Here is a 26,159-nt window from a genome sequence, read left to right as displayed (position 1 = left end):
AAGGAGTGAAATCTCCGGTCACGCTGGGGCAGCGGTATCATGTTTTTTGGGCAGTTTCCAGTTCGCCGATGCACAGATAACTGTGCACATGTAAAAGACCTTGAGTCAGTTTTTGTGCGTCAATGGGGATCGGGTTGTTCGTCTTCATTGGCGGCCGGGGGGTCTTGGTCAGCCTTGCGGTGGCCAAGGTGGCCAACCAGCCATTCGGTGTGTTCTTCCCGTTTTTGCATGTGAAAGTTGGCAAATTCGCGTATCGCAACTGCAAAAACGCCCAGCCCGCCAAAGATTAGAAACGTCGTCCCGATCTTGCCCAATGCTGTGGCCGGAACCAATTCGCCATACCCGACGGTGGAAATGGTGATCACGGTAAAAAAGTAGCTGTCCAGCCAGGTCCAGCCTTCAACGAGACGAAAGAAGATCGTGCCTGACAGCACCACTGCTATCAGGCTGAGTAGAATGGTAGAAAGCTTGAATTGCTTCAACTGTCATCCCCGTCCAGTTGCTCCATGATGTCGCCAATCACCTTGACCCATAATTCGGGGGGCTGTGATCCCGGCACCGCGTGTTTGTTGGCGACGATATAGGTCGGAACCGAATTCACCCCCATCTTGCGGCTGTGGGCGTCACGGTCGCGGATGCTTTGGGCGTCACTGTCCGATTGCAGCAGTTTGCGCACAACCGATGCGTCCATGCCGACATTATCCGCAAGATCCGCCAGCACGTCATGATCCCCGATATCGCGACCGTCTTCGAAATAGGCCTTGAACAGGGCGTCGACGATTTCCGTTTGTTTGCCTTCGATTCCGGCCCAATGGATCAGCCGATGCGCGTCCAATGTGTTGGGCGTGCGCTTCATCGCTTCAAAGTCGATGTTCAACCCGGCCTTTTCGGCGTTTTCAACAACCGGGGCATAGGCGCGAACAGCGCCTTCCTTGCCGCCGAACTTCCCTTCGAGATAAGCGCGCCGGTCCATACCGTCCGACGGCATGTCCGGGTTCAGCTGAAACGGATGCCATTCAATGACAAATGGGTGGTCGGGCACCTGGGTCAACGCGGCGTCCAGATGGGTCTTGCCGATATAGCACCAGGGACAGATCGGGTCGGACAGGATGTCGAGCTTGACGGTCATGGGGGGTCATCCTTTGAAATAGGCAGGCAGGGCGCGGCGCAGCAGTTTGTTGTTCGCCCCGGTGGGCAGCGCATCCATATATATGTAGGCGCGCGGCTGTTTGTAACGGGCCAGGCGGTCCGAGGCAAAGCTTTGCAGGTCCTGAGCGGTCAACTCTTTGGGACCGGTATAGAAGGCTGCGATGATATAGGTGTCGGGTTTCACCTCGACCGCGGCGGCACCGACCTGGGTTATACCGGGATGCGCGGTCAACGCGGTTTCGACTTCGACGGGAGAGACGCGATACCCGCCTGCGTTCATCATGTCATCTGCGCGGCCCAAATAAGTGATCTGACCGTCCACCGCCATGGCGCCCTGGTCGCCGGTCAGGAACCAATCGCCCTGAAATCGGGCCTTGGTGTCTTTGGGCGCGTTCAAATAGCCCAGCATCAGCCCAGGATCAGAGCGGTGGATGGCGATTGTGCCTTCGGTTCCTTGTGGCACGGGACCATCAGGTCCGACAATGGCAACCCTGCGCCCCACTTGTGGACGTCCCAGTGCCTCGCCGCGGGCGGGGTGATCCGGGCAGGACGAGACAAAGGTCGAGCATTCCGACATGCCAAAGGCCTCAAACAGGTCGGTACCTGAGCGATCTTTCCAGGTTTTGTGCAACAGCGGTGACAGCTTTTCGCCGGCACATAAACCGTGACGCAGATCGGGCAGTTCCATCGCATCGTCCGACTGCAAGATCTTGCGGTAAACTCCGGGCGCAGCAGCAAAAATCGTTGCCTTGTGACGCGCCAGCAACCACCCCAGCGTGGACGGATCAGTGCCCGGTTGCGGGATCAGGGCAGTGGCCCCAATGGTCCATGGATCCATCAACCCGGTCCCCAATGTATACGTCCAATTGAACGCGCCCGCATGCAGCAGCCGGTCGGTGTTGCGCAGCCCGTACCAACCATCCACCATCATCTGCCGGGCCCAGATCGCCCGATGGGCGTGGGCCACTGCGCGGGGTTTGCCGCTGGTGCCGGATGTATAGACGATATAGGCCAACCGATCCGGATCCCCCAGATCATAGGCACAGGCAGGCAGGGCCCGCATTGAATCCAGCGTTTTGATGTCAATCTGATTGGCGTGATCCGCACAGGCGACCTGCGGGTCCCGCAGCACCGCGGCCGGAGACAGATCCGCGATTATCTTGGCTGTTTCCGATTCGGTCAGCTGGGAGGAGGTCGGAACCGGGACCAACCCGGCGGCGATCGCTCCCAGATAGGCAATCGGAAACTCCACCGTATTGCCCAGCCGCATCAGAATGATGTCGCCAGCCGCCAGCCCGGCATTCAGCAACCCGGTCCCCGTGCCACGCACCGCAGCTTCCAGGTCAGAATAACTCCAGTTCTCGGCCCCGGTCGGGCCAACCAGCGACAGGGCGATCTTGTCCGGCTGGTCCTGTGCATGACGCAGGACATGAGCGGTCAGGTTGAATGGGTCAGGGCAGGGCGCGGGTGGCCCCTGATCAAAAATAGAAAGCATATCGGTTGGCTAGCCCGACACGCGATGCGTTGCAAGCGGCTCGCGTCGTGCGTATAGAACGATCATGACGTCAAAAGACCCCAAATCCCTGATCCGCATCGCCCGCAGTTCGGGCGAGGATGAACACGCAGAACCTCTGGATCTGGGGGTGCGTGTACGCGAATTGCGCAAGGCGCGCGACTGGACGCTGGAACAGGCCGCCAACAAGGCGGGACTGGCGCGTTCAACCCTGTCCAAGATCGAAAACGGTCAGATGTCGCCCACTTATGATGCGCTTAAAAAGCTGGCCGAAGGATTAGGGATTTCGGTCCCGCAACTTTTCACTCCGCCCCAGCGTGGTCAGGTCAACGGACGTCTGTCGGTTACCAAATCGGGGCAGGGCGCGGCCCATGCCACCGCGACCTATGAACATGAATTACTGGCCGACGCGCTGTCCAAGAAACAGATGCTGCCTTATCGTGCCCGTGTGCGGGCCCGTGACATGGAAGAATTCGAAGGGTGGGTACGCCATGACGGCGAAGAATTCATGTATGTGCTGACCGGGGTGGTCAAGCTGTATACAGAATTCTATGAACCCATCGACATGCGCCGCGGCGACAGTGCTTATTACGATGCGGCCATGGGGCACAATGTGATCTCGGTCAGCGACGAAGACGCCACGATCCTGTGGGTGACCTCGCTGGCCTGAGACAAAGATCCCCGACACGATGACCTGGGGCGATTGGGGTTCATCCGAATGACCTGTTCCGAACGGACTCCCAGTTCAAGGCCTGCGTGACTGTGTGGTTTGAACTGGCGGGCGCGGGCGTCTGTACGTGTGAAAGTTATCGAGAATTCCGCGAAGCAAGGCTCAAATGCTGCTAGGCTCGGCCAACAAGATCTTTGTTAGTCCAGTATTTGAGGTATGCCTATGACCAGTCGCGGCGATGAACGTCCTGTAGCCATTATTACGGGCGCAAGCGGGGGGCTTGGGTCGGCGACCGCCCGGGCCTTGCCGCACAAGGGTACCACCTGGTGTTGATGTCCCGCGGTGGATGCGGTGACATCGCAGCGGAAACCGGCGGGGTGGGCGTGGCCGGATCTGTCCTGAACGACGCCGATGTCGATAGAGCCGTCGCAACAGCGTTGGACACGTTTGGTCGGCTTGATGCGGCCGTGTTTGGTGCAGGGCGCCATAGCAAAGTCATGAAAGGGTATGAGGTTCCGGCCGCGCCGCCTGCAACTCGTGACAGCTTTAACTATGACCCGGAATACACGAGAGAGATCTTTGATATCCCATGGCCCGCCTGGCATGATGATTATGAAATGATGGTCATTGCGCCAATGCGCCTCGCAAAAGCCGTGTTGCCCCACCTCAAGGTATCTGGGCGTGGTTCCTTTGTGGCGATTTCCGGGATCGAAGCGGGGCAACCGAGAGTTCCCTTTCCGCTTGGTCCAACGCGTTTGGCCATCCAGGGGTTCATCAAGCTGTTGGCGGATCGCCATGGACCAGAGAATATCCGGTTTAACACGATTGCTCCGGGATTGATGGAAAGCGCCGAAACCGAATTTCACCCGGATTGGGCCGGGACGGTGCCCCTTGGCCGGGTTGGCCGCAACGAAGAAGTCGGGCAAACAATCGCGTTTCTTCTGTCAGAAGTTGCCAGTTACATAACGGGGCAATGCATTACTGTAGACGGCAGGGTGAACCGGCCTTTGGGGCTTTGATCGGACACCAGTCCGAGGATCGGGCCTTGGCCAACAAAAATGGGCCGTAAAACGGCCCATCGTAGCTTCATCTAAAGTGTGGGTTGGATCACCCGTACATCGCCCGGACTTGGGCAAAGGACAACAGCTGTTTGGTCTTGTCGTCCCACAGGTGCAGCCTTGCGCAGCTCAGGCTTTCGCGGATGGTCATGCGGTTGGCCTCTTCCAGGTCCTTGTGATCGCGCAACACTTCGGTCAGGCGATAGAACGGGATCCGGCTGTACAGGTGGTGCACATGGTGAATGCCGATATTGGCGCTGAACCATTGCAGAACCGGCGGCATGATATAATGCGAGCTGCCGTGCAGCGCCGCGTCATGCAGCTGCCAATTGTCATCTTCGTTCCAATAGGTGTTTTCGAACTGGTGCTGCACATAGAACAGCCACATGCCAGCCGTAGCGGCAATCAGCGTCGAGGGCAGGAAAATCAGGACAACAGCCATGAAACCGCCGAAATACCAAATCAGAGCCAGTGCCGAGATTATGACGATATTAGTACCCATGGCGCTGATCCAATAGCGGACCTGGCCGGTCAGGCCCAATGGGATCCGGTTTTGCAACAGGAACAGATAACTGGGGCCAAAGCCGAACAGCACCACCGGGTTGCGATACAGGCGGTACATGAACCGATCCCAGGACGAAAGTGCCTGGTATTCATCCACCGTCATGGTGTGAATGTCGCCGATTCCGCGCTTGCCCAGATTTCCGGCTGCGCTGTGGTGGATCGAATGGGTGCGCCGCCAGACGTCATAAGGTGTCAGGGTCAGAACCCCCAGAACACGCCCAACCCAGTCACTGATCGCACGTTGTTTAAAGAACGACCCGTGGCCGCAATCATGTTGGATGGCGAACAGGCGCAGCAGAAAGGCAGCGTTCAACACGGAAATGCCAAAGGCCAACCAATAGCTGTAGGACAGCGACACCCAGGCCAACGCCCAGAGGATCACAAAGGGAATGAGGCTGACGCTCAACTCAAAAGCGCTGCGTACAGGGTCTGGGTCACGGTAACGGGCAAGCGTGGCAACCCACTCCCGAGCTGGAACTGGACCTTGGTGCGTTGCGGGGAGCTTTTGGTTTTGAATCATGCGCCTGCTTTTTCTTGTCTCGCGCACGGATATACGACCTGCCCCATATGGCAAGCGGATACTGCACCTGCGCGCGCATGTGTCGTGTTTTCGTGGCAAATGGGGACCGGGGCTGTCCCGATACGCGGAAATCCGCGCGTCCCAGCCATCATTGGCACCCAAGACGCTGTGACCCACCCTGGACCCCGGATCGCGAAAAAGACGTTTGCGCGCGAGTCCAAATCGGGTGTGTCAGGCCGTTTGAACGGCCTTGGGCGTGCTCGGGTCACTCTTCGAACCACCAGACCTCGGGCATGAACCCGATGCGGTCGCCATAAAGTGGAAGGGTATCGGGGTATTTCAACTGTTTGGCATGAGCAATCCGCCCCTTGTCGAATTGCCAGATCGGAATCACATAGCGTCCGGCCGTCAGCACCCGGTCCAGGGCGCGGACCGCAGCGGTAAAGGTGTCCGGTTCCGTCGTCGTCAGCATGGTGTCCAGCATCGCTTCGATGGCCGGGTTGTCGACGCCCATCAGGTTTCGGGTGCCGGGTTGGGTCACGCCGTCCTTGCCCCAATACAGTTTTTGTTCATTGCCTGGGGACAGCGACAGATCCCGACGAAAACGGGTGAGGTCGAAGTCATAGGTATTCTGGCGGGCCACATATTGGGCGTTGTCCACGGTTTCCGTAACCAGCGTGATGCCCAGCCGTTCCAGCGCCCGTGCATAGAGTTCGGCCACGGATTTCATTTCGGTATCGCCCTGGCGCAATAACAACGACATCTGCATGGGCCGCCCGGTATCATCGCGCAAGAGCCCGTCCTCGACACGCCATCCGGCTTCGCTCAGCAAACGGGCCGCGGCCCGCAGATCGCGCCGGTTGCGGGCGCTGTCATCACCCTGGGGCAATGTATACCCGTCAATCGTGCCAGGCAGCAGGGAGTCGGCAAAGGGAGCCAGAAGGTCGCGCACCTTTCCGGTCGCCGGGCCGGGGCGCAGCCCGAGATAGGAGTTGGCATAATAGGATGTGATCCGCGGTTGGGTTCCGCCGGTCAGCGTGCCGTTGATGTATTCAAAGTTGAACGCCAGCAACAATGCTTCTCGCACCCGCCAGTCGTCAAAGGGCACGCGTCGGGCATTCATCACGATCCCGGTCATGCCGGTTGGGCGTTCGTGGGGGATTTCGGTTTTGACCACATCGCCACGAACGACCGAAGGAAAATCATACTGCCGAGCCCAGGTATCGGCATTGAATTCCCGGATTGCGGTCAATTCGCCTGCTTTGAACGCTTCGAACATTACGGCCTGATCGCCATAAAATTCGACGCGCATCTCATCAAAATTGGCTGTCCCGCGCCGCAGGGGCAGATCTTTGCCCCAATAATCCGGGTTCCGGCGGAATTCGATAAAACGCCCAGGGTCGACATCACCTATGACGTAGGGACCGCTGCCCACCGGTGCCTCCAATGGTGCGTCGGTGAAGTCCCGCCCATCGTATTGGTCTTTTTTCAGAATGGGCCGGAGTCCGGCAATCAGCGCCAGTTCGCGGTTGTCATCCTTGAATGTGATCCGAACCGTTCGGGGCCCGGTCTGTTCGATGCTGGCCATCTGTGACCACAACGTGCGGTATCGCAGGTGGCCTTTGGTCCCCAGAACCTCATAAGACCACAAGACATCTTCGATGGTAACGGGGCTGCCGTCGGCGAATCGCGCCTCTGGTCGCAGCGTGAATTCCACCCAGGATCGGTCCTCGGACGTCTCAACCGATTCGGCCAACAGCCCATAAAGTGTGAAAGGTTCGTCCCAGGATCGCCCCATCAAACTTTCATAAGACCAAAACCGCATCTGCCAGGGGGCGGTGCCTTTTTGGACAAACGGGTTCAAACTGTCAAAGCCCCCTGTGTTGCCAAAGATGACCCGGCCGCCCTTGGGGGCCTGTGGGTTGGCATAAGGGAGCGACACAAAATCCGGTGGCAACGCAGGGTCACCATACATAGCTATGCCATGAGTCGATTCTGCGGACGCAAAAGTAGCCCCGCAAAGCAGGGCGATTCCCGACAGAATCCTGCGGGTGTTTTGGAAATAATCATGACGCACTTTGGCAACAATCCTGCTCTGGCCTTATTTTCTTGAGGATTCACGCTAACGGTGGTTTCACGTCTTTTCAAACTTTTAGCTTGGATGCCAGCGCGTAATTGCTTATAAAGGTGTCACTGCTCGATAGGTTTCTTGCCTGTATGAAACCTGCCTCAATGACTTAACGCCCGCTTCGTGCGGGCGTTTTTTTTGTTTTCGATACCTGAGCGTATCGGGTGACGTTGACGCAACGGTTGCAGGTGCCCCCCTGAGTGCCCCGAGGTCGGGACGGACCGCGCGGCGCATTGCCGGTTTTCTTTGCACTTGCAGCATGACACAGTGCAGCGCAACATCTTAATCGCAAGTTTTGGGGAGTTTCTAAAATGTCCTTGTCGGGAAAAACCGCTGTTGTTACCGGATCGAATTCCGGGATTGGTCTGGGGGTTGCACGTGAGCTGGCCCGGGCGGGTGCAGATGTCGTACTGAACTCCTTTAGCGATCGCGACGAAGATCATGCGCTGGCGGCGGGCATTGCTGCCGATTTCGGTGTGAACGCCCGCTATATCAAGGCGGACATGTCCAAGGGCAGCGAATGCCGGGCGCTGATTGAACAGGCGGGTGCCTGCGATATTCTGGTCAACAACGCGGGCATTCAGCACGTGGCCCCGATCGACGAATTTCCGATCGACAAATGGGACGCCATCATTGCCATCAACATGAATTCGGCCTTTCACACGATGGCCGCTGCGCTGCCCAAAATGCGCGCCGCCGGGTGGGGGCGGATCGTCAATATCGCCTCGGCACATGGGTTGACCGCGTCCCCCTACAAGGCGGCCTATGTCGCGGCCAAACATGGGGTGGTGGGCATGACCAAAACCGTGGCGCTGGAAACGGCCCAAGAGCCGATCACCTGCAATGCGATCTGTCCGGGTTATGTGTTGACGCCGTTGGTCGAAGCGCAAATTCCCGATACGATGAAAGAATACGACATGGATCGCGAAACCGTGGTCAGAGACATCATGCTTGCGCGCCAGCCGTCCAAGGAATTTGCTACCGTCGAACAGCTGGGGGGGACCACTGTGTTCCTGTGTTCCGATGCGGCGGCACAGATGACCGGCACCACCTTGAGCGTAGATGGTGGTTGGACCGCCTTGTAACTTTGGCCAGGCGTGCCGTGTTCGGGATCAAGGGGTGCCGCCCCCGGTGGTGAAATCCGTTGGGTGCCGCCAGTCCTTCCGGGATAATTTTTGACCAGTAGAAGACAGGATTGGTGTGATGGGCGAAGGTCGCAAGAAAATCAATCTGGCGCTTCAGGGCGGGGGCGCGCATGGGGCCTTTACCTGGGGAGTGCTGGACCGGCTGCTGGAAGAGGACCGTCTCGAGGTGGCAGGGATCTCTGGCACATCGGCGGGGGCGCTCAATGGGGCGGCCTTTAAATCCGGCATGGTTCAGGATGGCCGCGCCGGGGCAAAAGCCTGTCTGGACGACTTGTGGGGCCGGATGGGGGCCGTCGGGGATATGCGGTTTTCGCATTGGATGCGCGGACTGGAACCGGCCAGGGTTGTTCAGACCTTTGAACAGATGATGCCATTTTCTCCGGCCGAAGCCTGGAGCCAAGTGGTTTCGCCCTACCATTATGGTCCGTTTTACAGCAACCCGCTGCGCCCGGTGGTCGAGGCGTTTGATTTTGCCAAAGTGTGCGCCCATGCGGGTCCGGCCTTGTTTGTCGGAGCCACCTGTGTCCGTTCAGGCAAGATCCGGGTGTTCGAAGGCAGCGAGATTTCAACGGATGCTATTCTGGCGTCTGCCTGTCTGCCGACATTGTTTCAGGCGGTCGAGATCTTTGATCCCAAGAGCGGGCGCACCGAAGCCTATTGGGATGGAGGGTACACCGGCAACCCAGCGTTGTTTCCATTGTTTGGCAGCGACTTGCCCGAGGATCTTGTCATCGTGAACATCAACCCGCTGGAGCGGGATGAGATCCCCAAGACCCCGCAGCAGATCCAGAACCGGATGAACGAGATCAGTTTTAATTCGTCGCTGTTGCGCGAATTGCGTGCGATCTCATTCGTGCAGCGTCTCTTGCAAGAGGGCAGTTTGCAATCCGGGTCCATGCGTCGGGTTCTGGTGCACATGATTGCGGATGATGATGTGATGCGCGGGCTGTCGGTGACAACCAAGATGATCCCGCTGCCGCAGGTGCTGAAACATCTGAAACAGGCCGGACGTGCGGCTGCCGAGCGGTTTCTGGCCGCGCATCTGGACGATCTGGGCGAATGCTCCAGCGTCGATTTGCGCGCCATGTTCGGCTGAGGCGTCAGTCGTCTGTGTCTGCCTGGACGGTCGGATCTTTGGAATTGGGATAGACGAGGCCAGCGGAAATCACCAGTTTGGCGGCTTCTTCGACCGACATGTCCAGCTCGATCACGTCTTCTTCGGGAAAGAACAGCAGGAAACCCGATGTCGGGTTTGGCGTGGTCGGGACAAAGATCGACAACAACCGCCCGCCGGTTTCGGCCCGATCCGACACTTCGCCGCGTGCGGTGGTTGAAACAAAGCCGATTGCCCAGATTCCGCGGCGCGGATATTGGATCAGACAGGCCTTTTCGAAACTGCGTTCGGATTGGGCAAAGACCGTTTCCGAGATCTGTTTGATCCCGGAATAGACGGTGCGGACCACAGGCATGCGCTCTACCAGCCCTTCGGCAAACCCGATGAGCGACCGCCCGATGATGCCCTTGGCGACCCAGCCCACTACGATGGTGAACAAAAAGAAGATGATCAGCCCGATACCACGCAGGTTGATGCCGATATACTGCTCTGGCAGGACAGTTTTTGGCACCAGCGGCAGCACCACGCTATCGACCCAGCCCATGGCTGACCACAACAGCCAGATCGTCAACCCGACCGGGGCAATCACCACAATTCCGGTCAGGAACGATGATCTGAGCCGGGCAAACAGACCGGGGCGGCGGTGCGGTTCGTGTTCAAAGGGCGTGGTCATGGAATTTCCCGTGTTGGCAGGCAGAACCTAGGGGCAATGATCCCCGGCGACAATGGGGCAGCGCGGGATTCCCGGGGGCGAGCGTCACAAGTTGGTCATTTCGCGGGCAATGCGGGTGGCCAGCCGGGCGTTATTGCGGACCAGAGCGATATTTGCCGTCAAAGACCGGCCTTCGGTCAGCTCGAAAATGCGTTGCAGCAGGAAGGGCGTAACGGATTTGCCTGCTATTCCCCGGGCGTCGGCCTCGGATTGGGCCTGTGCAATGATCGGGGCCAGGGTGTGTGCCGGAATTTCCGCATCGGTTGGAATCGGGTTGGCGATCAATTGCCCACCGGGCAGCCCCATCCGGGTGCGCATGACATGCGCGCGCGCGATCTGGGCGGCGTCGTCCATGCGCAAGGGCGCGGTCAGATCTGATCCTGCCGACCAAAAGCCGGGGAAGGTATCCTGCCCGTGGGCAATCACAGGTACCCCCAGGGTTTCCAGCACTTCCAGTGTCTTTGGCAGGTCCAGGATTGCCTTGGCTCCGGCTGCGACCACGGTCACGGGTGTCGCGGCGAGTTCGTGCAGATCGGCCGAAATGTCGAATGAGTTTTCGGCTCCTTTGTGAACGCCGCCAATGCCGCCGGTGGCAAAGACATGAATCCCGGCCAGATGTGCTGCGATCATGGTGGCGGCCACAGTGGTTGCGCCGGTGCCACCTGTCGCGATGCAGGCGGCCATATCCGCGCGTGACAGTTTGGCGACGCCTTTGGCCTGACCCAATGTCTGCAGCTGATCCGCTTCCAACCCGATGTGCAGCTGGCCGTCGATGACGGCGATGGTGGCAGGGACGGCACCACCGGTGCGAATATCGGCTTCGACCTGGGCGGCGACCTCGACATTCTGCGGATAAGGCATGCCATGCGTGATGATAGTGCTTTCCAGAGCCACGATAGGTTGGCCCGTGGCGCGGGCGGTGGCGACTTCGGCGGAAAATTGCAGGTCGATCATGGGCGTGTTCACAGGGGAGGTTCTCCGGAAACATAGGTAGCCGCTGCATGCAGCGCGGCCTTGAGAGCGTCATGGCGGGAGGCCCCGCCAAGGTCAGCGGCAATATGGGCCGCCATGAAGGTATCACCTGCGCCTGTCACGCGGGCGACCTGAACCCGAGGGGGGATCAGGGTGATGGGATCGGCGCCTGTGCGGGCTTCGGTGGCCGAGGCCCCGCCATCGGTGACCAGAACCCGGGCGGCACCTCGGTCGATCATGGCGATTGCAGCAGTATGGGAACTGGTGAATGTGCTTTGGCACAGATACCCGGCCTCTTCGAGATTCACATACAGCGTGCCATGAGAGGCGGACAGAAACGGGCGCAGGCGTTCGGCCTTGCCCGGCGAGGCAGGTGCCACGCGCAGGTCGGCGCGAGCAAAGGCCGGGTGGCGGGCGATGTCGTCCAGCAGGGTCAGGGTCAGATTCCCGTCCAGGGCAATGGGACCGGCGAACGGGGCCCGGGCCGACCCCAATGTACCATCTGTCAGCGGGCGCAGGATCTTGTCGCCTGCTGCCTCGAGTGAATGCGCATCCGCGATGGCCGCGATCAGACCATTGGCCCCTTCGACCGCCATGTAACGGTCGGTGGGCAAATCGTCCGAGCGATAAGCCATACCAGTCGTGACGCCCAAGCGCTGGCAGGCAGTGATCAGTTCGTCGCCCTCTGGGTCGCGGCCTATGGCGGTCAGCACCGAAGGTGTCAGGCCGAACCGGACCAAGGTCATGGCGATATTCATCGCGACACCGCCAGGAAGGCGGGTGATCCGCCCCGGCATGTCAGATCCCTGGCGCATGTCTTGCGAACACCGCCCGATCACGTCCCACAGGACTGAACCGATACAGAGAATGTCAAACTTGGCTGGCTGTTGCATGGCTGCCTTCATGCCGTCAAAGCGCGCAGGGCGCAAGCGGGCTCAGTCACCGGGTAACGCAAAGGTAAGGGTGGCCCACAGTGTGTCCCAGACCGGGCGGGCGTCATCGGGGGCAGGGCGCACAATCACTGCGTTCAACAGGTATTCCTGACCCGCCTGTACCGGAACAGTGACAATGCCCTGGTCATCGGTGCGGATCATCCGGGTTGTGACGGTCCCCTCCGCCGATTTGGCAAAGACTTCGACCTGGACATCCACGCGGGGCATCCCCTGATACAACAACCGCACGGGCAGGGTCCCATTCAAATCGTCCCGATAGGGATTGGCCAGCGCGATGAATTCTGTCTCCATACCACGATCCGTGTCCTGGCCCCGTCCATGCCCGACCGCAATCAGGGATTTGGAATAGCGGGTATAGCTTTCCCAGAAATCGACCTGAGGAAGGCCGCGGGACAGGTGACGATCCAAGAGCCCCCTGAAATCCTGATGTGTGGCAAAAGCGACGAACTTTTCCCAGCTCTTGTATTTGACCTGTGCGGGTTGGGTGACGACACCCACCGTCAGCAACCCGTCTTGGGGTGGCTGAAATGTCATCGCCGGAATGTCGCCCAACCGGCCTTTGTATGGCGTGACGGAGGTGCCGATCATGATATCTGCGCGTTGCAGTTGAGTGTCGAAATAGGCCAGCTCGGATCCCACGAACCCTTCGCCATTTCGAAAATCTGCCGCAAGGGAGTCTGTGCTTTCCGCTTGATATTTCCAGGGGGCAATCCAAAACTCGTGTGCAAGGGCCAGGCGCGGCCCAATCAGGCAAAGCGCACAGAAAAAAACAAAGGGGCAAAGACGCATGAGCAGGGGCACGAGGGTCGCAAAGTCCTTGGAGGTGTGGACACTGAAGCTGGCATTTGTCTGGCTGGTGTCAAGCGTTTTACAGTTTGTATCGCCAGTACAGGCGCACGAAGTGACCCCGACGATCGGAGACCTGACGGTGTCTGAGAGCACGGTTCGCCTGGAGCTGAGACTGAATGTCGAAGCGTTTGTGGCGGGGATTGATCTGGATGATCTGGCCGACACCAATGAGACCCCGCAGGCTGCTGATTATGACCTGTTACGAAGCCTCGAACAGGATGAATTGGCCCCGATGGTGCGCGCCTTTGCCGAAGAGTGGCTGGAGGATCTGACCGTGGTGCCGGATGGGTCGGTGCCTTTGGTCTTGTCGGACATTCGTATTCCTGCGGTCGGGGACGCCGATCTGCCGCGTGCCTCATATCTGGTGTTGTCCGGGCTGCTCCCGCAAGGTGTGGCGTGGTTGAATGTGCATTGGCCGGATGGGTCTGGTGGGCTGGTGTTACGCCAACAGGGGGTTGAGGAACCTTATACCGGCTATTTGCAGGGCGGCGAAACCAGCCCATCCATAACGCTGGCCGGCGGTGCGGCGCTGTCCCCGTGGGAGGTGTTTATTGACTATATCCCGGTCGGGTTCGAGCACATCCTGCCCAAAGGAACCGATCACATCCTGTTTGTGCTGGGGCTGTTCTTTCTCAGCGCCCGTCTGGGCCCACTGTTGTGGCAGATCAGCGCTTTTACTGTTGCGCATACGATCACCCTGGCGCTGGCGGCCAACGGCGTGGTGCAGGTCAACCCGGGCATTGTCGAACCGCTGATCGCCGCATCCATTGTTTATGTGGCAGTCGAAAACATCATCGTGCGCCGCCTGCACGGGTGGCGGCCGGTCATGGTGTTCGGATTTGGGCTGTTGCACGGATTGGGGTTTGCCAGTGTGCTGGGTGAATTCGGCCTGCCGCCTCATCAATTTGTGGCGGCGCTGTTGGGGTTCAACATCGGGGTTGAATTGGGTCAACTGGCGGTGATCGCAGCTGCGTTTTTGACCGTGGGCCTGTGGTTTGGACGCCACCCGAAATACCGTGGACGGGTGGCGATGCCCGCGTCGTTGACCATTGCGCTGATCGGGGCCTATTGGTTCGTCGAACGGGTATTTCTGACCTGAGCCGGTCGACTACTGCATTGCCGCGATCAGCTCGGCCAGCGCGACCTGTGGATCTTCGTGACGCCATATTTCATCGCCGATCCCGAAAAAATCCGTATAGGGCGTGAATTGGCGCACCAGATCAGTCGTCAGGCCGCCTTCGGCGACAACCGGTACTTCGACGACTTCGGACCACCATTGAAACAGTTCCAGTTCGGCCTGCTGCCCGTCACCCAACCCCGAGACCCCAATGGGACCAAAACTGATATAGTCCGCGCCGGCTTCTCCTGCGGTCAGCCCGTCATGGCGCGATCCGCCACAGAAGCTGCCGACAATGGCATCAGGTCCCAGCGCCTTGCGCGCGGTGCGGACCGGTTTGGTGGCGTCGCTCAGATGGACCCCGTCCAGTCCCAGCCGTTCGGCAAGAATCTGATGATCCGTGATCACCAGCGCAACATCGCGGGCGTGACAGATTTCGCGCAGCGCATCGGCCGACCGCGACAGGGTGTCTTCTTCGCGGCTGACCAGGTCCATCCGCACACAGGCGATTTCGGTTGTGTCCAGAATTCGGGCCAACTGGTCGGAAAACCGGCCCAATTCGATCTGCGCCGGAGTGATCAGATAGATCTGGGGCTGTTCGTGTGTCTGCTCGGCACTGTCAACCATGGTTCCGGCTCCTGCGTTGGGTGGTCTGCCCGGTGTTTAGCGAAAACCACCAGCGGTGCAAGCGTTGCGCGCAGGATCGGGGCGATTTGCCTGTTGAAACGGGTTGGCTCCCTTGCCCTGCTGGTCCTGGCACATTACAGCAGGGCCGATTGACCCGCCGATGGTTACGGAGACCAAGATGCCCAGCGACACCCCTCAACCCGCCTTTGTTCTGGTGCGCCCGCAAATGGGCGAAAACATCGGTGCCGCCGCGCGGGCGATGTGGAATTTTGGCCTGGACCGGATGCGGATCGTGGCACCGCGCGATGGCTGGCCCAACCAAAAGGCGGTTGCAATGTCATCCGGTGCCGGACGTCTGCTGGACGAAGCGCAGCTGTATGGCGACCTGGAGGGCGCGCTGGGAGACCGCACGTTCACCTTTGCCACCACCGCGCGGCAACGCGACATGACAAAACCAGTCTACAGTCCCGAGCGCGCGATGCAGATCGCGGCGCAAAAGGTGGCGGCAGGCGAACAGGTCGCAGTTCTGTTCGGTCCGGAACGGGCCGGGTTGGAAAACGATGACATAGCCAGGGCAAACGCCATCATCTCGGTTCCCGTGAATCCACAATATGCGTCGTTGAACCTGGGTCAATGTGTGTTGCTGACAGCCTATGAATGGATGCGTCAGGTCGGTGATGTGGCCCATGAAACCCATGAGATCGGCAACAAGGGCGATTGGGCAACCGGGGTCGAGGTCGAAAAGCTGGTTGAGCATTATGAACAGCGATTGGATGAGGCCGGGTTTTTTTGGCCACCTGAAAAGGCCGACAGCATGCGGTTGAACCTGCGCAATCTGTGGTCGCGGGTCGCGATGACACGCGCAGATATTCAGATGCTGCATGGCATCATGCGCCAGATGGTGCGGTGGAAAGAAAAAGGCTGAGGATTGCTGGCGTTCAGAGGCACTGGACGCTGGGTGCCGTCGGCCCTAGCTTGGCCTAAAAGACGGGCGGGGAATTGAGGCCCAGAAGAGGGAAGAGAGCGACGCATGAGCAAGCGCAGCATTTTCGAAGAGGTGGATGGCAGCAAGGCTGAGGCCCCAGCTGTTCAACCGGGCATGATTGACCGGGGACGCGGCGGCGCACGTCAGGCCATTCGCGCCTGGTTGATGGTGCTGTTTGCGTTGGTCGTGGCAATGATCGTCGTGGGCGGGTTGACCCGGCTGACAGACAGCGGGCTGTCGATCACCGAATGGCGCCCTGTAACCGGGGCGATGCCGCCCATGTCCGAGGCTGACTGGCAGTCGGAATTTGACAAATACAAGCAGATCGACCAATGGCAGCTGGAAAACCAGTGGATGGAACTGGCTGATTTTAAACAGATCTATTGGTGGGAATGGGGCCATCGTCAATTGGGCCGCTTTATCGGGCTGGTTTGGGCGCTTGGGTTCTTTGGGTTTCTGGTTGCGCGCAAGATCCCAACCGGCTGGACCGGGCGGTTGATCCTGCCGGGGGCCTTGGGCGGTGTGCAGGGCGCGATCGGCTGGTGGATGGTTGCGTCTGGCGTGACACAGGGCGAAGGCATGACGGCCGTGGCGTCGTATCGGTTGGCAGTGCATCTGGGGCTTGCCTTTGTCATCCTGGGCGTGATCGCCTGGTATGTGTTCATGCTGGGGCGCCAGGAACGCGACTTGATGCAGGCCCGCCGGGGCAAGGAGGCCAAGCTGTATGGGCTGTCTACCGGGCTGCTGCATTTTGCATTCCTGCAAATCCTGCTGGGCGCATTGGTTGCCGGTATTGATGCGGGGCGGACATTCACCGACTGGCCGTTGATGGGCGGGCAATTCTTCCCTGCGGATGCGATGTACCTGGAACCCGTATGGCGTAACTTCTTTGAAAACCCGGGGTTGGTCCAGTTCATCCATCGGGTTGTGGGCTATCTGCTGCTCGTCTTTGCGGTGGTGGCCTGGTTGCGCGGACGTGGCTCGGCGCATGTGGCGACACGCTTTGCGTTCAATGTGGCCTTTGCAGCGTTGCTGTTACAGGTCACTTTGGGCATTGTGACGGTCTTGTATATCGCGCCGCTGCATCTGGCCATTGTTCATCAGCTGATGGCCGTGGTGGTTTGGGTGCTGATCCTGCGCGCCCGGTTCCTCTCTGCTTATCCAATTGTGACGAAAATTAAAGGATCCTGATCCATGACTGCATTTGATGACTTGATGGCATTTCAGCGCGACACGCAGGCGTTGGGCCAGATTGCAGGCCGGTTGGGCTGGGATCAGGAAACCATGATGCCGCGCGAATCCGCGTCTCAACGGGGCGAGGAAATGGCCGCCATCGAAGGTGTTCTTCATGCACGCCGGTCGGACCCCCGCGTTGGAGATTGGCTGGAGCAAATCGAGGCTGACGATGATGTGGCGGCCGCACAACTGCGTGAAATCCGTCGCTCATATGAACGGGCGGGCAAGGTGCCGGCCGACCTGTCGCGACGCATTGCCCAGGTCACCTCCCAAGCTCAGGGCAAATGGGCAGCGGCCCGGTCGGACGAAGATGTGGCCAGCTTTTTGCCGGTTCTGGAAGAAGTCGTAGCGCTGAAGCGCGAAGAGGGCCAGGCGTTGGCGGGCGACGGGGATGTCTATGACGCCATGGTCGAAGATTATGAACCAGGCACTACCGGGGCCCAGATCGCGGCGATCTTTGACGCAATGCGACCCCGTCTGGTGGATCTGCGCGCGGCTGTTTTGGAAATGCCGACCCCGGCGGGTCTGTCAGGCACCTTTGATGAATCCAAGCAGATGCAGTTGACCCGCCGACTGGCCAGAACCTTTGGCTATGACATGGCCCATGGGCGTGTCGACAAGGCGGTGCACCCGTTCAGCTCGGGGTCGGGCGACGACGTGCGGATCACCACGCGGACCAGCGAAACCGATCCCTTCAATTGTTTCTATTCAACGATTCACGAAGTCGGGCACGGTGCCTATGAACAGAACATCGACAAATCCTTTTTGTTGACCCCGTTGGGGCGCGGTGTGTCGATGGGCGTACACGAAAGCCAGAGCCGCATTTACGAAAACCAACTGGGGCGGTCGCGCGCCTTTACCGGTTGGTTGTTCGAACAGATGCAGGAGGCTTTTGGCGACGTTGGTGTGGCCGATGCGGATGCGTTCTATGGTGCTGTGAACCGGGTGCACAATGGATATATCCGGACCGAAGCGGATGAGGTGCAGTATAACCTGCACATCATGTTGCGGTTTGATCTGGAGCGGGCGTTGATGGCCGGGGATCTGGCGGTTGGCGATCTGGAAGCCGCCTGGAACGATCGGTTTGACTCCGATTTCGGCTATGGTGTGGACCGGCCCAGCAACGGCTGTCTGCAGGATGTGCATTGGTCCGTGGGTCTGTTTGGGTATTTTCCGACCTACAGCCTGGGCAACGTCTATGCCGGGTGCCTGTATCAGGCGCTGCGGACGGCGGTGCCGGATCTGGATGCAGAGCTGGCTGTGGGGGAAACCTCTGGGGCGACGGAATGGTTGCGCGAAAACCTGCAACAGCATGGCAGCCTGTACGAACCCCGTAGCATCATCACCCGCGCCAGCGGCATGGAGCCGGGGCCCGAGCCGCTTTTGGACTATCTCGAAACAAAATTCGGAGCGCTCTACGGGCTGTAAGTGCGCGCAGTCTCTGGGGGCTGCCCCCACAGAAGAGACCTGTAAATGATCGCAAGGAAAAGGCCCGGTGTTCGAAACTGAACATCGGGCCTTGTGTATTGTGAGCCTTTTGGTCGGGGATATGAGAGACATCCCCGACCAAAAGGCGGTTATCAGTTTCAGATGTCTTCGTCGTCGACCTTGTCGTCGTCCTGTTCGGCGATCCAGGCAACGCTGACCACTTCCTCGTTCTTGCCAGTGTTGAACACCCGCACGCCACCCGCACTGCGCGAGCGGAAGGAAATTCCATCCACCGGCACCCGGATCGACTGACCCTTGGACGTTGCGAGCATGATCTGATCGTCCAGATCCACCGGGAAAGAGGCGACGATTTCGCCACCACGCATTGCCTTGTCCATGGCGGCAACGCCCATACCACCACGCCCACGCACAGGGTAATCGTGCGACGAACTAAGCTTGCCCGACCCTCCGGTGGTAATGGTAAGGATCAGGTTCTCTGCGGCGGACATTTCGGCGTATTTCTCTGGCCCGAATTCGTCGCTGGCTGGGACTGAATCTTCGTCCGAGCTTTCCTCGTCGGTCAACCCAGCCACGGCCCGGCGCATCTTGAGATAGGCAGCCCGGTCTTCGGGGCCAGCTTCGAAATGGCGGATCACCGACATCGACACGACTCGGTCCCCATTGGACAGCCGGATCCCGCGAACACCCGTTGACTCGCGTGAATTGAACACGCGGACATCCGTGGTGCGGAAACGGATCGCGCGACCGGAATTGGTAAAGAGCATGACATCGTCATCCTCGGAGCAGATCCGGGCATTGACCAGTTCGACAGACCCATCTTCGGGCAGCTTCATTGCGATTTTGCCGTTGCGCCGGACATTGGTAAAGTCCGACAGTCGGTTACGCCGCACATCGCCACCAGTTGTGGCAAAGACAATCTGAAGGTTTTCCCATTCGTCGTCCGGCACATCGACCGGCATGATGGCGGCGATGGAAACCCCGGTTGGAATCGGCAGGATATTGACGATGGCCTTGCCTTTGCCAGTCCGGCCCGATTGGGGCAGGCGCCAGGTCTTGAGCTTGTAGACCATCCCGTCAGTGGTAAAGAACAGCAACTGGGTATGGGTATTGGCGACAAAGAGGTTGGTAACGACATCCTCTTCCTTGGTCTGCATACCCGACAACCCTTTGCCGCCGCGTTTTTGGGCGCGGAAGTCTGCCAGAGGGGTCCGTTTGATATACCCACCCGACGTCACGGTCACGACCATGTCTTCGCGTTCGATCAGGTCTTCGTCTTCCATGTCACCGGACCAGTTGACGATCTCGGTGCGACGCGGAACGGCGAATTGATCCCGCACCTCGCGCAGCTCATCGCCAATGATTCCCATGATGCGTTCGCGCGAAGACAGGATTTCAAGGTACTCCTTGATCTTGCCTGCCAGCTCTTCCAATTCGTCGGTGACTTCCTTGACCCCGATCTGGGTCAGGCGCTGCAGACGCAGTTCCAGAATGGCCCGGGCCTGGGTTTCCGACAGGTTGTATGTTCCGTCTTCATTGGCGGTATGTGTCGGATCGTCGATCAGGGCGATGTATTCCAGGATCGGCTGGGCGGGCCAGCGCCGCGTCATCAGCTTTTCGCGCGCCTCAGCCGCATCTGTGGATTGCCGGATCGTGGTTACAATTTCGTCGATATTGGTGACGGCCACGGCCAAACCGCACAGCACGTGGCTGCGTTCGCGCGCCTTGCGCAACAAAAACGCGGTCCGGCGCGCCACCACATCTTCGCGGAAATCAATGAACGACGTCAGAAAACGGCGCAGCGTCAGCTGTTCTGGGCGTCCACCGTTCAGAGCCAGCATATTGCAGCCGAACGACGTTTGCATCGGAGTGAACCGGAACAGTTGGTTCAGCACGACTTCGGGGGTGGCATCGCGTTTCAGTTCGACGACGACACGCACACCGTTACGGTCGGATTCATCCTGAACATGGGCGACGCCTTCGATCTTTTTCTCGCGCACCTGTTCGGCGATCTTTTCGATCATCGAAGCCTTGTTGACCTGATAGGGGATCTCGTCGACGACGATGGCATATCGGTCCTTGCGGATCTCTTCGACACGGGTTTTGGAGCGGATGATGACGCTGCCACGGCCTTCGAGATAGGCCTTGCGCGCACCGGACCGGCCCAGCATCAGCGCACCTGTCGGAAAGTCGGGACCGGGAACATAGTCAATCAGCTGTTCGCTAGTTAGATCCGGATCGTCGATCAGCGCAAGCGTGGCGTCGATCACTTCGCCCAAATTATGCGGCGGGATATTGGTGGCCATACCAACGGCGATACCGCCGGCACCATTGACCAGCATGTTGGGGAAACGGGCAGGCAGAACCGTGGGTTCGCGGTCCTTGCCGTCATAGTTGTCCTGAAAATCAACGGTATCTTTTTCAATATCAGCCAGCAATGACGCCGCAGGTTTGTCCATGCGCACTTCGGTATATCGCATGGCTGCCGGGTTGTCCCCGTCCATCGAACCAAAGTTGCCCTGACCATCCAACAGCGGCAGCGACATCGAAAAATCCTGGGCCATCCGTACCAGCGCGTCATAGATCGCGCTGTCCCCATGGGGGTGGTATTTACCCATGACATCGCCAACCGGACGGGCCGATTTTCGATAGGATTTTTCGTGCGTATTCCCGGTTTCATGCATTGCATACAGGATGCGTCGGTGCACAGGTTTCAACCCGTCGCGCAGATCGGGGATCGCACGGCTGACAATGACCGACATCGCATAGTCAAGGTACGAGGTCTTCATCTCGGATTCGATGGAGACCGTCGGACCGTCGTATGCTGGCCGCTCAGGTGGGGTTTCGTCCATGTTTTCAGGAGTTTGAGGCGTATCGCTCACGTGTTCTGCCCGTTTCTGTCTTTGGGACTATATTTTGTGTGTGCACTCTATCAGACACAGCATATGACGTGCAACCAAACTCGGGGGCAAAGCGGCCCAGTCCTCTCCCAGATACGGTAACGTTATGTTTTTGCGAAGAATTAACAAAATTTATGTTAGCATGTCCTGACCACCCTTTGAAACGGAGGTCAAATATGGAGCAGAACGCAACCGAATTGATGCTGAAGGGATACGGGCTGACAACGGCGGAATTCACCTATTGCATGCCTGATTACATCCACGTTCTTAATACATTTGTATGGCAGGAATACGATCTAGCACCAGATCATCCGAACCTGTTCAAATTCATCGAATTCTGGCAATCCGAGCTGGATGGCCCCTTGCATTCCGTGCGTTTTTCGCACCGCAAGATGATTGCGCCAGGAGAGTGGCGTAATGTGGTTGGGGAGTTTACTATCAACTAGATCCTCACGTCGCACAAAAGGGCATTTCATGTCGAACAAGTTGATCGCAACGATCGTTTCAGCGTTGGCACTGGTGTTTGCGTCGGGACATGGACCCGCTGGCGCGGACGGGGTGTTCGGGAAAATTTCCAATAGCGCAAAGAAGGCCGGAGAATCCATTGGAAACGGCATGAATTCAGTCGGAAATTCGGTTGAAAAAGGCGTGAACTATGTCGGAGATTCAGTTGGTTCGGCTGTCGATCTTGCCTCCAACGAAGACACACCCGAACAAACGCGCGCCGAAATCGACGCGATGGCCATTGATGTCAAAACGCGATTATTGGCCGAAAATGCATCCGCCCGCGAAGCCTATGCCATCTCGGAAGGATATGCGGTTTTTGATTCCAGAAACATCACGCTATTTCCGGTTTCGGCCGGTTTTGGTCGCGGCGTGGCCGTCAATAAAACCACCGGAAGCCGCATCTACATGAATATGGGGGCAGGCGGCGTTGGTGCGGCGTTCGGAGTTGGTGGGTTTGCCACCCAATTTGTCATCATGTTTTCAACAGAAGGGGATTTCCTGTCCTTTGTGAACAACGGGTATGATGCCACTGCCGAAGGTGGCACGATGGTCGGTGACGATACGGCACAGGAAGTTGCCAGATTTGTCGACGGTCGTGCCTTTTTCGCGCTCGGCAAAAAAGGCTGGCGGGTCAATGCCTCGGCCACGGGCACAAAATACTGGAAATCGCCAGAGTTGAATTAGGCCGAACAGCTGGCTCCGCCCAGAACACAGAATTTGGCGCAATGCGGGTGGTTCAGCTGTACGTCCCGTTCCGCGTCCTTCAGCGTTTCGCCAAGTTCGAACTCTTTATCATACGCCAGCAGCGTGCAGGCCAGAACCGTCGGGTGATCTGCGCCTTTGCGTTTGACCACCATGCGCGAAGACGCGCACATGACTTCTGCTGGTTTTTTCTTCAGTATTCCCCAGCAGGACGTTGTTATTTCAGGAACTTCGACAGTCATATCCATTTCGGGAAACAGAACCGTCTGGCCTGGGTTAAGCGCGTCGATTTCAAATCCATTCTGTTTGAAAAATGCCTGGTAACCGGCGCGAGATTGCTCTTCGCTCTCGCCCCAAACCGTGCGCCCGGCAACGGCCATGCGAAACCCGTTGTCGCGCAACCAGCCCATGCCTTCGAGCGTCTTGTCAAAGGTTCCGGTGCCGCGTTCCTTGTCGTGGAGCGCGGGGCGAAAATGGTCGAGAGAAACCCGCATCGTGATCTTGCCCGGAAAGGCGGTGTTCAGGTCGATCAAGCCCTGGCGCATGGATTTGCGCATCATAGGGCGCATCGCATTGGTGAGGATCAGAACATCAAACCCACGTTCCAGCGCCGCCCGGGTCATGGCGATCATGTCGGGATTCATAAAAGGTTCGCCGCCGGTAAATCCGATTTCACGCACTGGCCACTTGCGTTCACCGATCTGGTCCAGATACGGGACCATCTCTGCGAGCGTCAAATAGACCAGCGCGTCATTTGTCGGGGAACTGAGAATATAGCAGTTTTCACATTCGATGTTGCACAAGGTTCCTGTGTTGAACCACAGGGTTTCGGGGTGGCTGAGCGGTACGGACGCGCGTTCGGATCCGTCAGCCGTCACAAAAGGGTCTTGGAATTTTCCGACATTGGCTGAAGATGGCGCAGTAGGCGGTACTGTGTCTTTCATTCGGGAATTCCTGCTCGCTCTGGTCGCAATAGCTCTAGCCTATGGCAGCCAGTAAGTTAAAGTCGTTGAGTAGGAGACTGACAAGGTTGTGATGTTTCCGTGTTGGTCAGTGGTATGACTAAGGGATGACTGACGAACAGACAGGGGATAGGACAGACATTATGGTTTCTCGCATCATACCGGTCGATCCGTTCGATCTGGTCGTGTTCGGCGGTACTGGAGATCTTGCGCAACGCAAGATCCTGCCTGCATTGTTCCGGCGGTTCTGCACAGGTCACATCCCTGACAGTGCCCGGATCATTGGCGCGGCGCGCTCTGACATGACCCTCGACGCCTATCGTGCATTTTGTGCCAAGGCGATCAAAACCTATGGCGGAACACGCTCCTGCGAAGATGGAACAGTCCAAGAGTTCCTGAGCCGTCTGGACTACGTGCCTCTGGACGCGATGGGGGAAACTGGTTGGCCGGAACTGGTTCACAAGCTCGAAGGATGTGCCGCCGGGCGGGTCACGGTGTTTTATTTTTCCGTCGGTCCGCGATTGTTCGGCCCCTTGGCTGAACGGTTGCGCCATCACGGCATGGCAGGCCCCGATACCCGGATCGTGGTGGAAAAGCCCTTTGGTCATGATCTGGAGTCCGCACAGGCATTGAATGCCACCTTGGCGCGCCACTTCGCAGAAGGTCAGATTTACCGCATCGACCATTACCTGGGCAAGGAAACGGTCCAGAACCTGATGGCCGTGCGATTTGGTAACATGTTGTTCGAACCCTTGTGGAACAGCCAGTACGTGGACCACATCCAGATTACCGTGGCCGAAACAGTGGGTGTGGACGGGCGAGAAGAGTATTACGACCGGGCCGGGGCCATGCGGGACATGATCCAGAACCACCTGATGCAGCTGCTCTGCTTGATTGCCATGGAGCCGCCCGCCAAATTTGACCCCGACGCGGTGCGTGATGAAAAGCTCAAGGTGATCCGGGCGCTGGATGCGGTTCTGCCACACCATATTGTGCGCGGCCAATTCGAAGCCTGTCTGGATCCCGATCACCCCCATCCCAGCTATCGCGGATCGGTGGGTGAACCCCGCAGTACCACGGAAAGCTACATTGCCCTGCGCACCCATCTGTCGAATTGGCGGTGGGCGGGGACACCGTTTTACCTGCGCACGGGCAAACGGCTCAAGGCGCGGTCTTCGGTGATCAATGTGATGTTCAAGGATGCGCCGCATTCGATTTTTGGCGAAGAGGCGGGGCGTCACGCCAATCTGTTGTCGATCCGGCTGCAGCCCAACGAAGGCATCACGCTCAAGGTGACGATCAAGGAACCTGGGCCCGGCGGGATGCGGCTGGTGGATGTGCCATTGGACATGACGTTCGCCGAGGCCCTGGGGCCGGACGGCGGTGATCCGCCGGACGCCTATGAACGGTTGATCACGGATGTGATCCGGGGCAATCAGACATTGTTCATGCGCGGCGACGAAGTCGAAGCGGCCTGGGCCTGGACGGACCCGATTATTGCCGGTTGGGAGGCGCGGGGCGATGCACCCAAACCCTATCCCAGCGGCAGTGCAGGGCCGACGGACGCAGATCTGTTGATGCGCAGGGACGGACGGGAATGGCGAGGTATCAACCCATGAATATTGTTGAATATCCGGATCGGGACATGCTGGCGATTGATCTGGCAAGCACATTGGCTGGCGAATTGGACGGTCATCTGTTCCACAATGACACGGCGTCTCTTGCGGTTGCGGGTGGGTCGACGACGGGGCCAATATTTGATGATCTATGTGCGGCAGATCTGCCTTGGGACCGGGTACATGTCTTGCCAACGGATGAACGATGGGTGCCCAATTCGGACCCTCGGTCCAATGAAAAACTGATCCGGGAACGGTTGCTGGTGAACAGGGCAGCCAAGGCGCGATATCTGCCGTTGCACACACCGGCGGAGCAGCCGGAAGATGTGCTGCCCGAATTGGAAGCCGTGATTGCGCCCGAGCTGCCCTTGTCGGTTCTGTTGTTGGGGATGGGCGAAGACATGCACACCGCATCCCTGTTTCCCGGTGCGCCCGGATTGGAGGCCGCCTTGGACAAGCACGCACCGATCCTGAGTGTTCTGAAACCACAAACCCAGCCCGAAACCCGCATCAGCCTGAGTGCGCGGGTGTTGGACGGGGCGTTGTCCAAACATCTGGTGATCTATGGCTCGAAAAAGCGCGAGGCCTTGATGCGGGCGATGTCTTTGCCGCCCGAAGAGGCACCTATTCAGGCGGTTTTGTCCGAAACCGTGATCCACTGGGCGGAATAACCCTGTTGCAATTGCTGGAAATCAAGGGTTTATCTGCGCCCGA

General features: G+C 58.6%; 23 protein-coding genes and 1 pseudogene. 12 read left to right on the top strand and 12 right to left on the bottom strand.

Translation table 11 applies throughout. The features are described 5' to 3' along the window. Positions 1-119: 119 nt before the first annotated feature. Genes QEZ52_RS12395 through QEZ52_RS12385 form a run of 3 tightly spaced genes read right to left on the bottom strand, consistent with a single transcriptional unit; the run spans position 120 to position 2,644 of the window. Complete coding sequence (locus tag QEZ52_RS12395; RefSeq protein ID WP_406644661.1) at positions 120-482, bottom strand: potassium channel family protein; 363 nt, start codon at positions 480-482, stop codon at positions 120-122. Beyond that, positions 479-1,129: a DsbA family oxidoreductase gene (locus tag QEZ52_RS12390; protein ID WP_406644660.1), complete on the bottom strand. Its 651-nt coding sequence runs from the start codon at positions 1,127-1,129 to the stop codon at positions 479-481. The genes QEZ52_RS12395 and QEZ52_RS12390 overlap by 4 nt, the downstream gene beginning before the upstream one ends. A gap of 6 nt (positions 1,130-1,135) precedes the next feature. After that, on the bottom strand, positions 1,136-2,644 hold the full coding sequence (locus QEZ52_RS12385; protein ID WP_406644659.1) for a class I adenylate-forming enzyme family protein: 1,509 nt from the start codon (positions 2,642-2,644) through the stop codon (positions 1,136-1,138). Between the two features lie 64 nt (positions 2,645-2,708). Here QEZ52_RS12385 and QEZ52_RS12380 point away from each other — a divergent pair, with 64 nt between their 5' ends. Together QEZ52_RS12380 and QEZ52_RS12375 are read left to right on the top strand one after the other, a co-directional pair. After that, complete coding sequence (locus QEZ52_RS12380) at positions 2,709-3,332, top strand: helix-turn-helix domain-containing protein (RefSeq protein WP_406644658.1); 624 nt, start codon at positions 2,709-2,711, stop codon at positions 3,330-3,332. Positions 3,333-3,646: 314 nt separating this feature from the next. Next, a pseudogene (locus tag QEZ52_RS12375) lies at positions 3,647-4,351 on the top strand (SDR family oxidoreductase); the annotation flags it as partial. Between the two features lie 88 nt (positions 4,352-4,439). Here the strand turns inward: QEZ52_RS12375 and QEZ52_RS12370 are convergent. Then, positions 4,440-5,474, bottom strand: a complete 1,035-nt coding sequence (locus QEZ52_RS12370; RefSeq protein WP_406644657.1) for a fatty acid desaturase — start codon at positions 5,472-5,474, stop codon at positions 4,440-4,442. Positions 5,475-5,739: 265 nt separating this feature from the next. After that, positions 5,740-7,551, bottom strand: a complete 1,812-nt coding sequence (locus QEZ52_RS12365; RefSeq protein ID WP_406644656.1) for an extracellular solute-binding protein — start codon at positions 7,549-7,551, stop codon at positions 5,740-5,742. Between the two features lie 362 nt (positions 7,552-7,913). Here QEZ52_RS12365 and QEZ52_RS12360 point away from each other — a divergent pair, with 362 nt between their 5' ends. Together QEZ52_RS12360 and QEZ52_RS12355 are read left to right on the top strand one after the other, a co-directional pair. Next, positions 7,914-8,687 (top strand): 3-hydroxybutyrate dehydrogenase, encoded by a 774-nt coding sequence (locus tag QEZ52_RS12360; protein ID WP_406644655.1) that lies wholly within the window; start codon positions 7,914-7,916, stop codon positions 8,685-8,687. 118 nt (positions 8,688-8,805) lie between these two features. Continuing rightward, positions 8,806-9,843 carry a patatin-like phospholipase family protein gene (locus QEZ52_RS12355; protein WP_406644654.1) on the top strand — a complete coding sequence of 346 codons (1,038 nt, stop codon included), beginning with the start codon at positions 8,806-8,808 and terminating at the stop codon, positions 9,841-9,843. A 4-nt stretch (positions 9,844-9,847) separates the two neighbouring features. Here QEZ52_RS12355 and QEZ52_RS12350 read toward each other — a convergent pair whose 3' ends face one another. From QEZ52_RS12350 to QEZ52_RS12335, 4 genes are all read right to left on the bottom strand, one after another. Next, positions 9,848-10,534, bottom strand: coding sequence for a DUF502 domain-containing protein (locus QEZ52_RS12350; RefSeq protein WP_406644653.1), 687 nt, complete (start codon positions 10,532-10,534; stop codon positions 9,848-9,850). Positions 10,535-10,618: 84 nt separating this feature from the next. Beyond that, positions 10,619-11,527 (bottom strand): pseudouridine-5'-phosphate glycosidase, encoded by a 909-nt coding sequence (locus QEZ52_RS12345; protein ID WP_406650454.1) that lies wholly within the window; start codon positions 11,525-11,527, stop codon positions 10,619-10,621. A gap of 8 nt (positions 11,528-11,535) precedes the next feature. Then, entirely contained in the window at positions 11,536-12,438 is a 903-nt protein-coding gene (locus tag QEZ52_RS12340; protein WP_406644652.1) for a PfkB family carbohydrate kinase, read from the bottom strand. A 42-nt stretch (positions 12,439-12,480) separates the two neighbouring features. Next, entirely contained in the window at positions 12,481-13,287 is an 807-nt protein-coding gene (locus QEZ52_RS12335; protein WP_406650451.1) for a DUF4198 domain-containing protein, read from the bottom strand. Between QEZ52_RS12335 and QEZ52_RS12330 the strand changes: the two genes are divergently transcribed. Next, positions 13,286-14,446, top strand: a complete 1,161-nt coding sequence (locus QEZ52_RS12330) for a HupE/UreJ family protein (RefSeq protein ID WP_406644651.1) — start codon at positions 13,286-13,288, stop codon at positions 14,444-14,446. The genes QEZ52_RS12335 and QEZ52_RS12330 overlap by 2 nt on opposite strands. Before the next feature lie 9 nt (positions 14,447-14,455). Here the strand turns inward: QEZ52_RS12330 and QEZ52_RS12325 are convergent, their stop codons facing one another. Next, complete coding sequence (locus QEZ52_RS12325; RefSeq protein WP_406644650.1) at positions 14,456-15,091, bottom strand: thiamine phosphate synthase; 636 nt, start codon at positions 15,089-15,091, stop codon at positions 14,456-14,458. Between the two features lie 178 nt (positions 15,092-15,269). Here QEZ52_RS12325 and QEZ52_RS12320 point away from each other — a divergent pair, with 178 nt between their 5' ends. The 3 genes from QEZ52_RS12320 to QEZ52_RS12310 all read left to right on the top strand — a co-directional run bounded on the left by QEZ52_RS12320 (position 15,270) and on the right by QEZ52_RS12310 (position 18,740). Next, entirely contained in the window at positions 15,270-16,016 is a 747-nt protein-coding gene (locus QEZ52_RS12320; RefSeq protein WP_406644649.1) for an RNA methyltransferase, read from the top strand. A gap of 105 nt (positions 16,017-16,121) precedes the next feature. Continuing rightward, on the top strand, positions 16,122-17,267 hold the full coding sequence (ctaA, locus tag QEZ52_RS12315) for a heme A synthase (protein ID WP_406644648.1): 1,146 nt from the start codon (positions 16,122-16,124) through the stop codon (positions 17,265-17,267). Positions 17,268-17,270: 3 nt separating this feature from the next. Further along, positions 17,271-18,740: a carboxypeptidase M32 gene (locus QEZ52_RS12310; RefSeq protein ID WP_406644647.1), complete on the top strand. Its 1,470-nt coding sequence runs from the start codon at positions 17,271-17,273 to the stop codon at positions 18,738-18,740. Positions 18,741-18,898: 158 nt separating this feature from the next. Here QEZ52_RS12310 and gyrA read toward each other — a convergent pair whose 3' ends face one another. Further along, positions 18,899-21,610: a DNA gyrase subunit A gene (gene gyrA, locus QEZ52_RS12305; protein ID WP_406650449.1), complete on the bottom strand. Its 2,712-nt coding sequence runs from the start codon at positions 21,608-21,610 to the stop codon at positions 18,899-18,901. Between the two features lie 224 nt (positions 21,611-21,834). On the opposite strand from gyrA, the gene QEZ52_RS12300 reads away from it, so the two are divergent. Together QEZ52_RS12300 and QEZ52_RS12295 are read left to right on the top strand one after the other, a co-directional pair. Then, positions 21,835-22,104, top strand: a complete 270-nt coding sequence (locus QEZ52_RS12300; protein WP_406644646.1) for an usg protein — start codon at positions 21,835-21,837, stop codon at positions 22,102-22,104. A 28-nt stretch (positions 22,105-22,132) separates the two neighbouring features. Further along, on the top strand, positions 22,133-22,849 hold the full coding sequence (locus tag QEZ52_RS12295; protein ID WP_406644645.1) for a hypothetical protein: 717 nt from the start codon (positions 22,133-22,135) through the stop codon (positions 22,847-22,849). Here the strand turns inward: QEZ52_RS12295 and QEZ52_RS12290 are convergent. Next, positions 22,846-23,811, bottom strand: a complete 966-nt coding sequence (locus QEZ52_RS12290; protein WP_406644644.1) for a radical SAM protein — start codon at positions 23,809-23,811, stop codon at positions 22,846-22,848. The two genes, QEZ52_RS12295 and QEZ52_RS12290, sit on opposite strands and share 4 nt — an antisense overlap. 161 nt (positions 23,812-23,972) lie before the next feature. Between QEZ52_RS12290 and zwf the strand changes: the two genes are divergently transcribed. Continuing rightward, a complete protein-coding gene (gene zwf, locus QEZ52_RS12285) occupies positions 23,973-25,448 on the top strand; it encodes a glucose-6-phosphate dehydrogenase (NADP(+)) (RefSeq protein WP_406644643.1) in 1,476 nt (491 codons plus the stop codon). Next, on the top strand, positions 25,445-26,116 hold the full coding sequence (gene pgl, locus QEZ52_RS12280) for a 6-phosphogluconolactonase (RefSeq protein WP_406644642.1): 672 nt from the start codon (positions 25,445-25,447) through the stop codon (positions 26,114-26,116). Before zwf ends, pgl begins: the two co-directional genes overlap by 4 nt. Positions 26,117-26,159: the final 43 nt, after the last annotated feature.

The organism is Aliisedimentitalea scapharcae (assembly GCF_045277565.1).
GTDB classification, from domain to species: Bacteria; Pseudomonadota; Alphaproteobacteria; order Rhodobacterales; family Rhodobacteraceae; genus Aliisedimentitalea; species Aliisedimentitalea scapharcae.
Note: the sequence above shows the minus strand (reverse complement) of the source record. Positions and strands in the feature narration are given on the sequence as shown.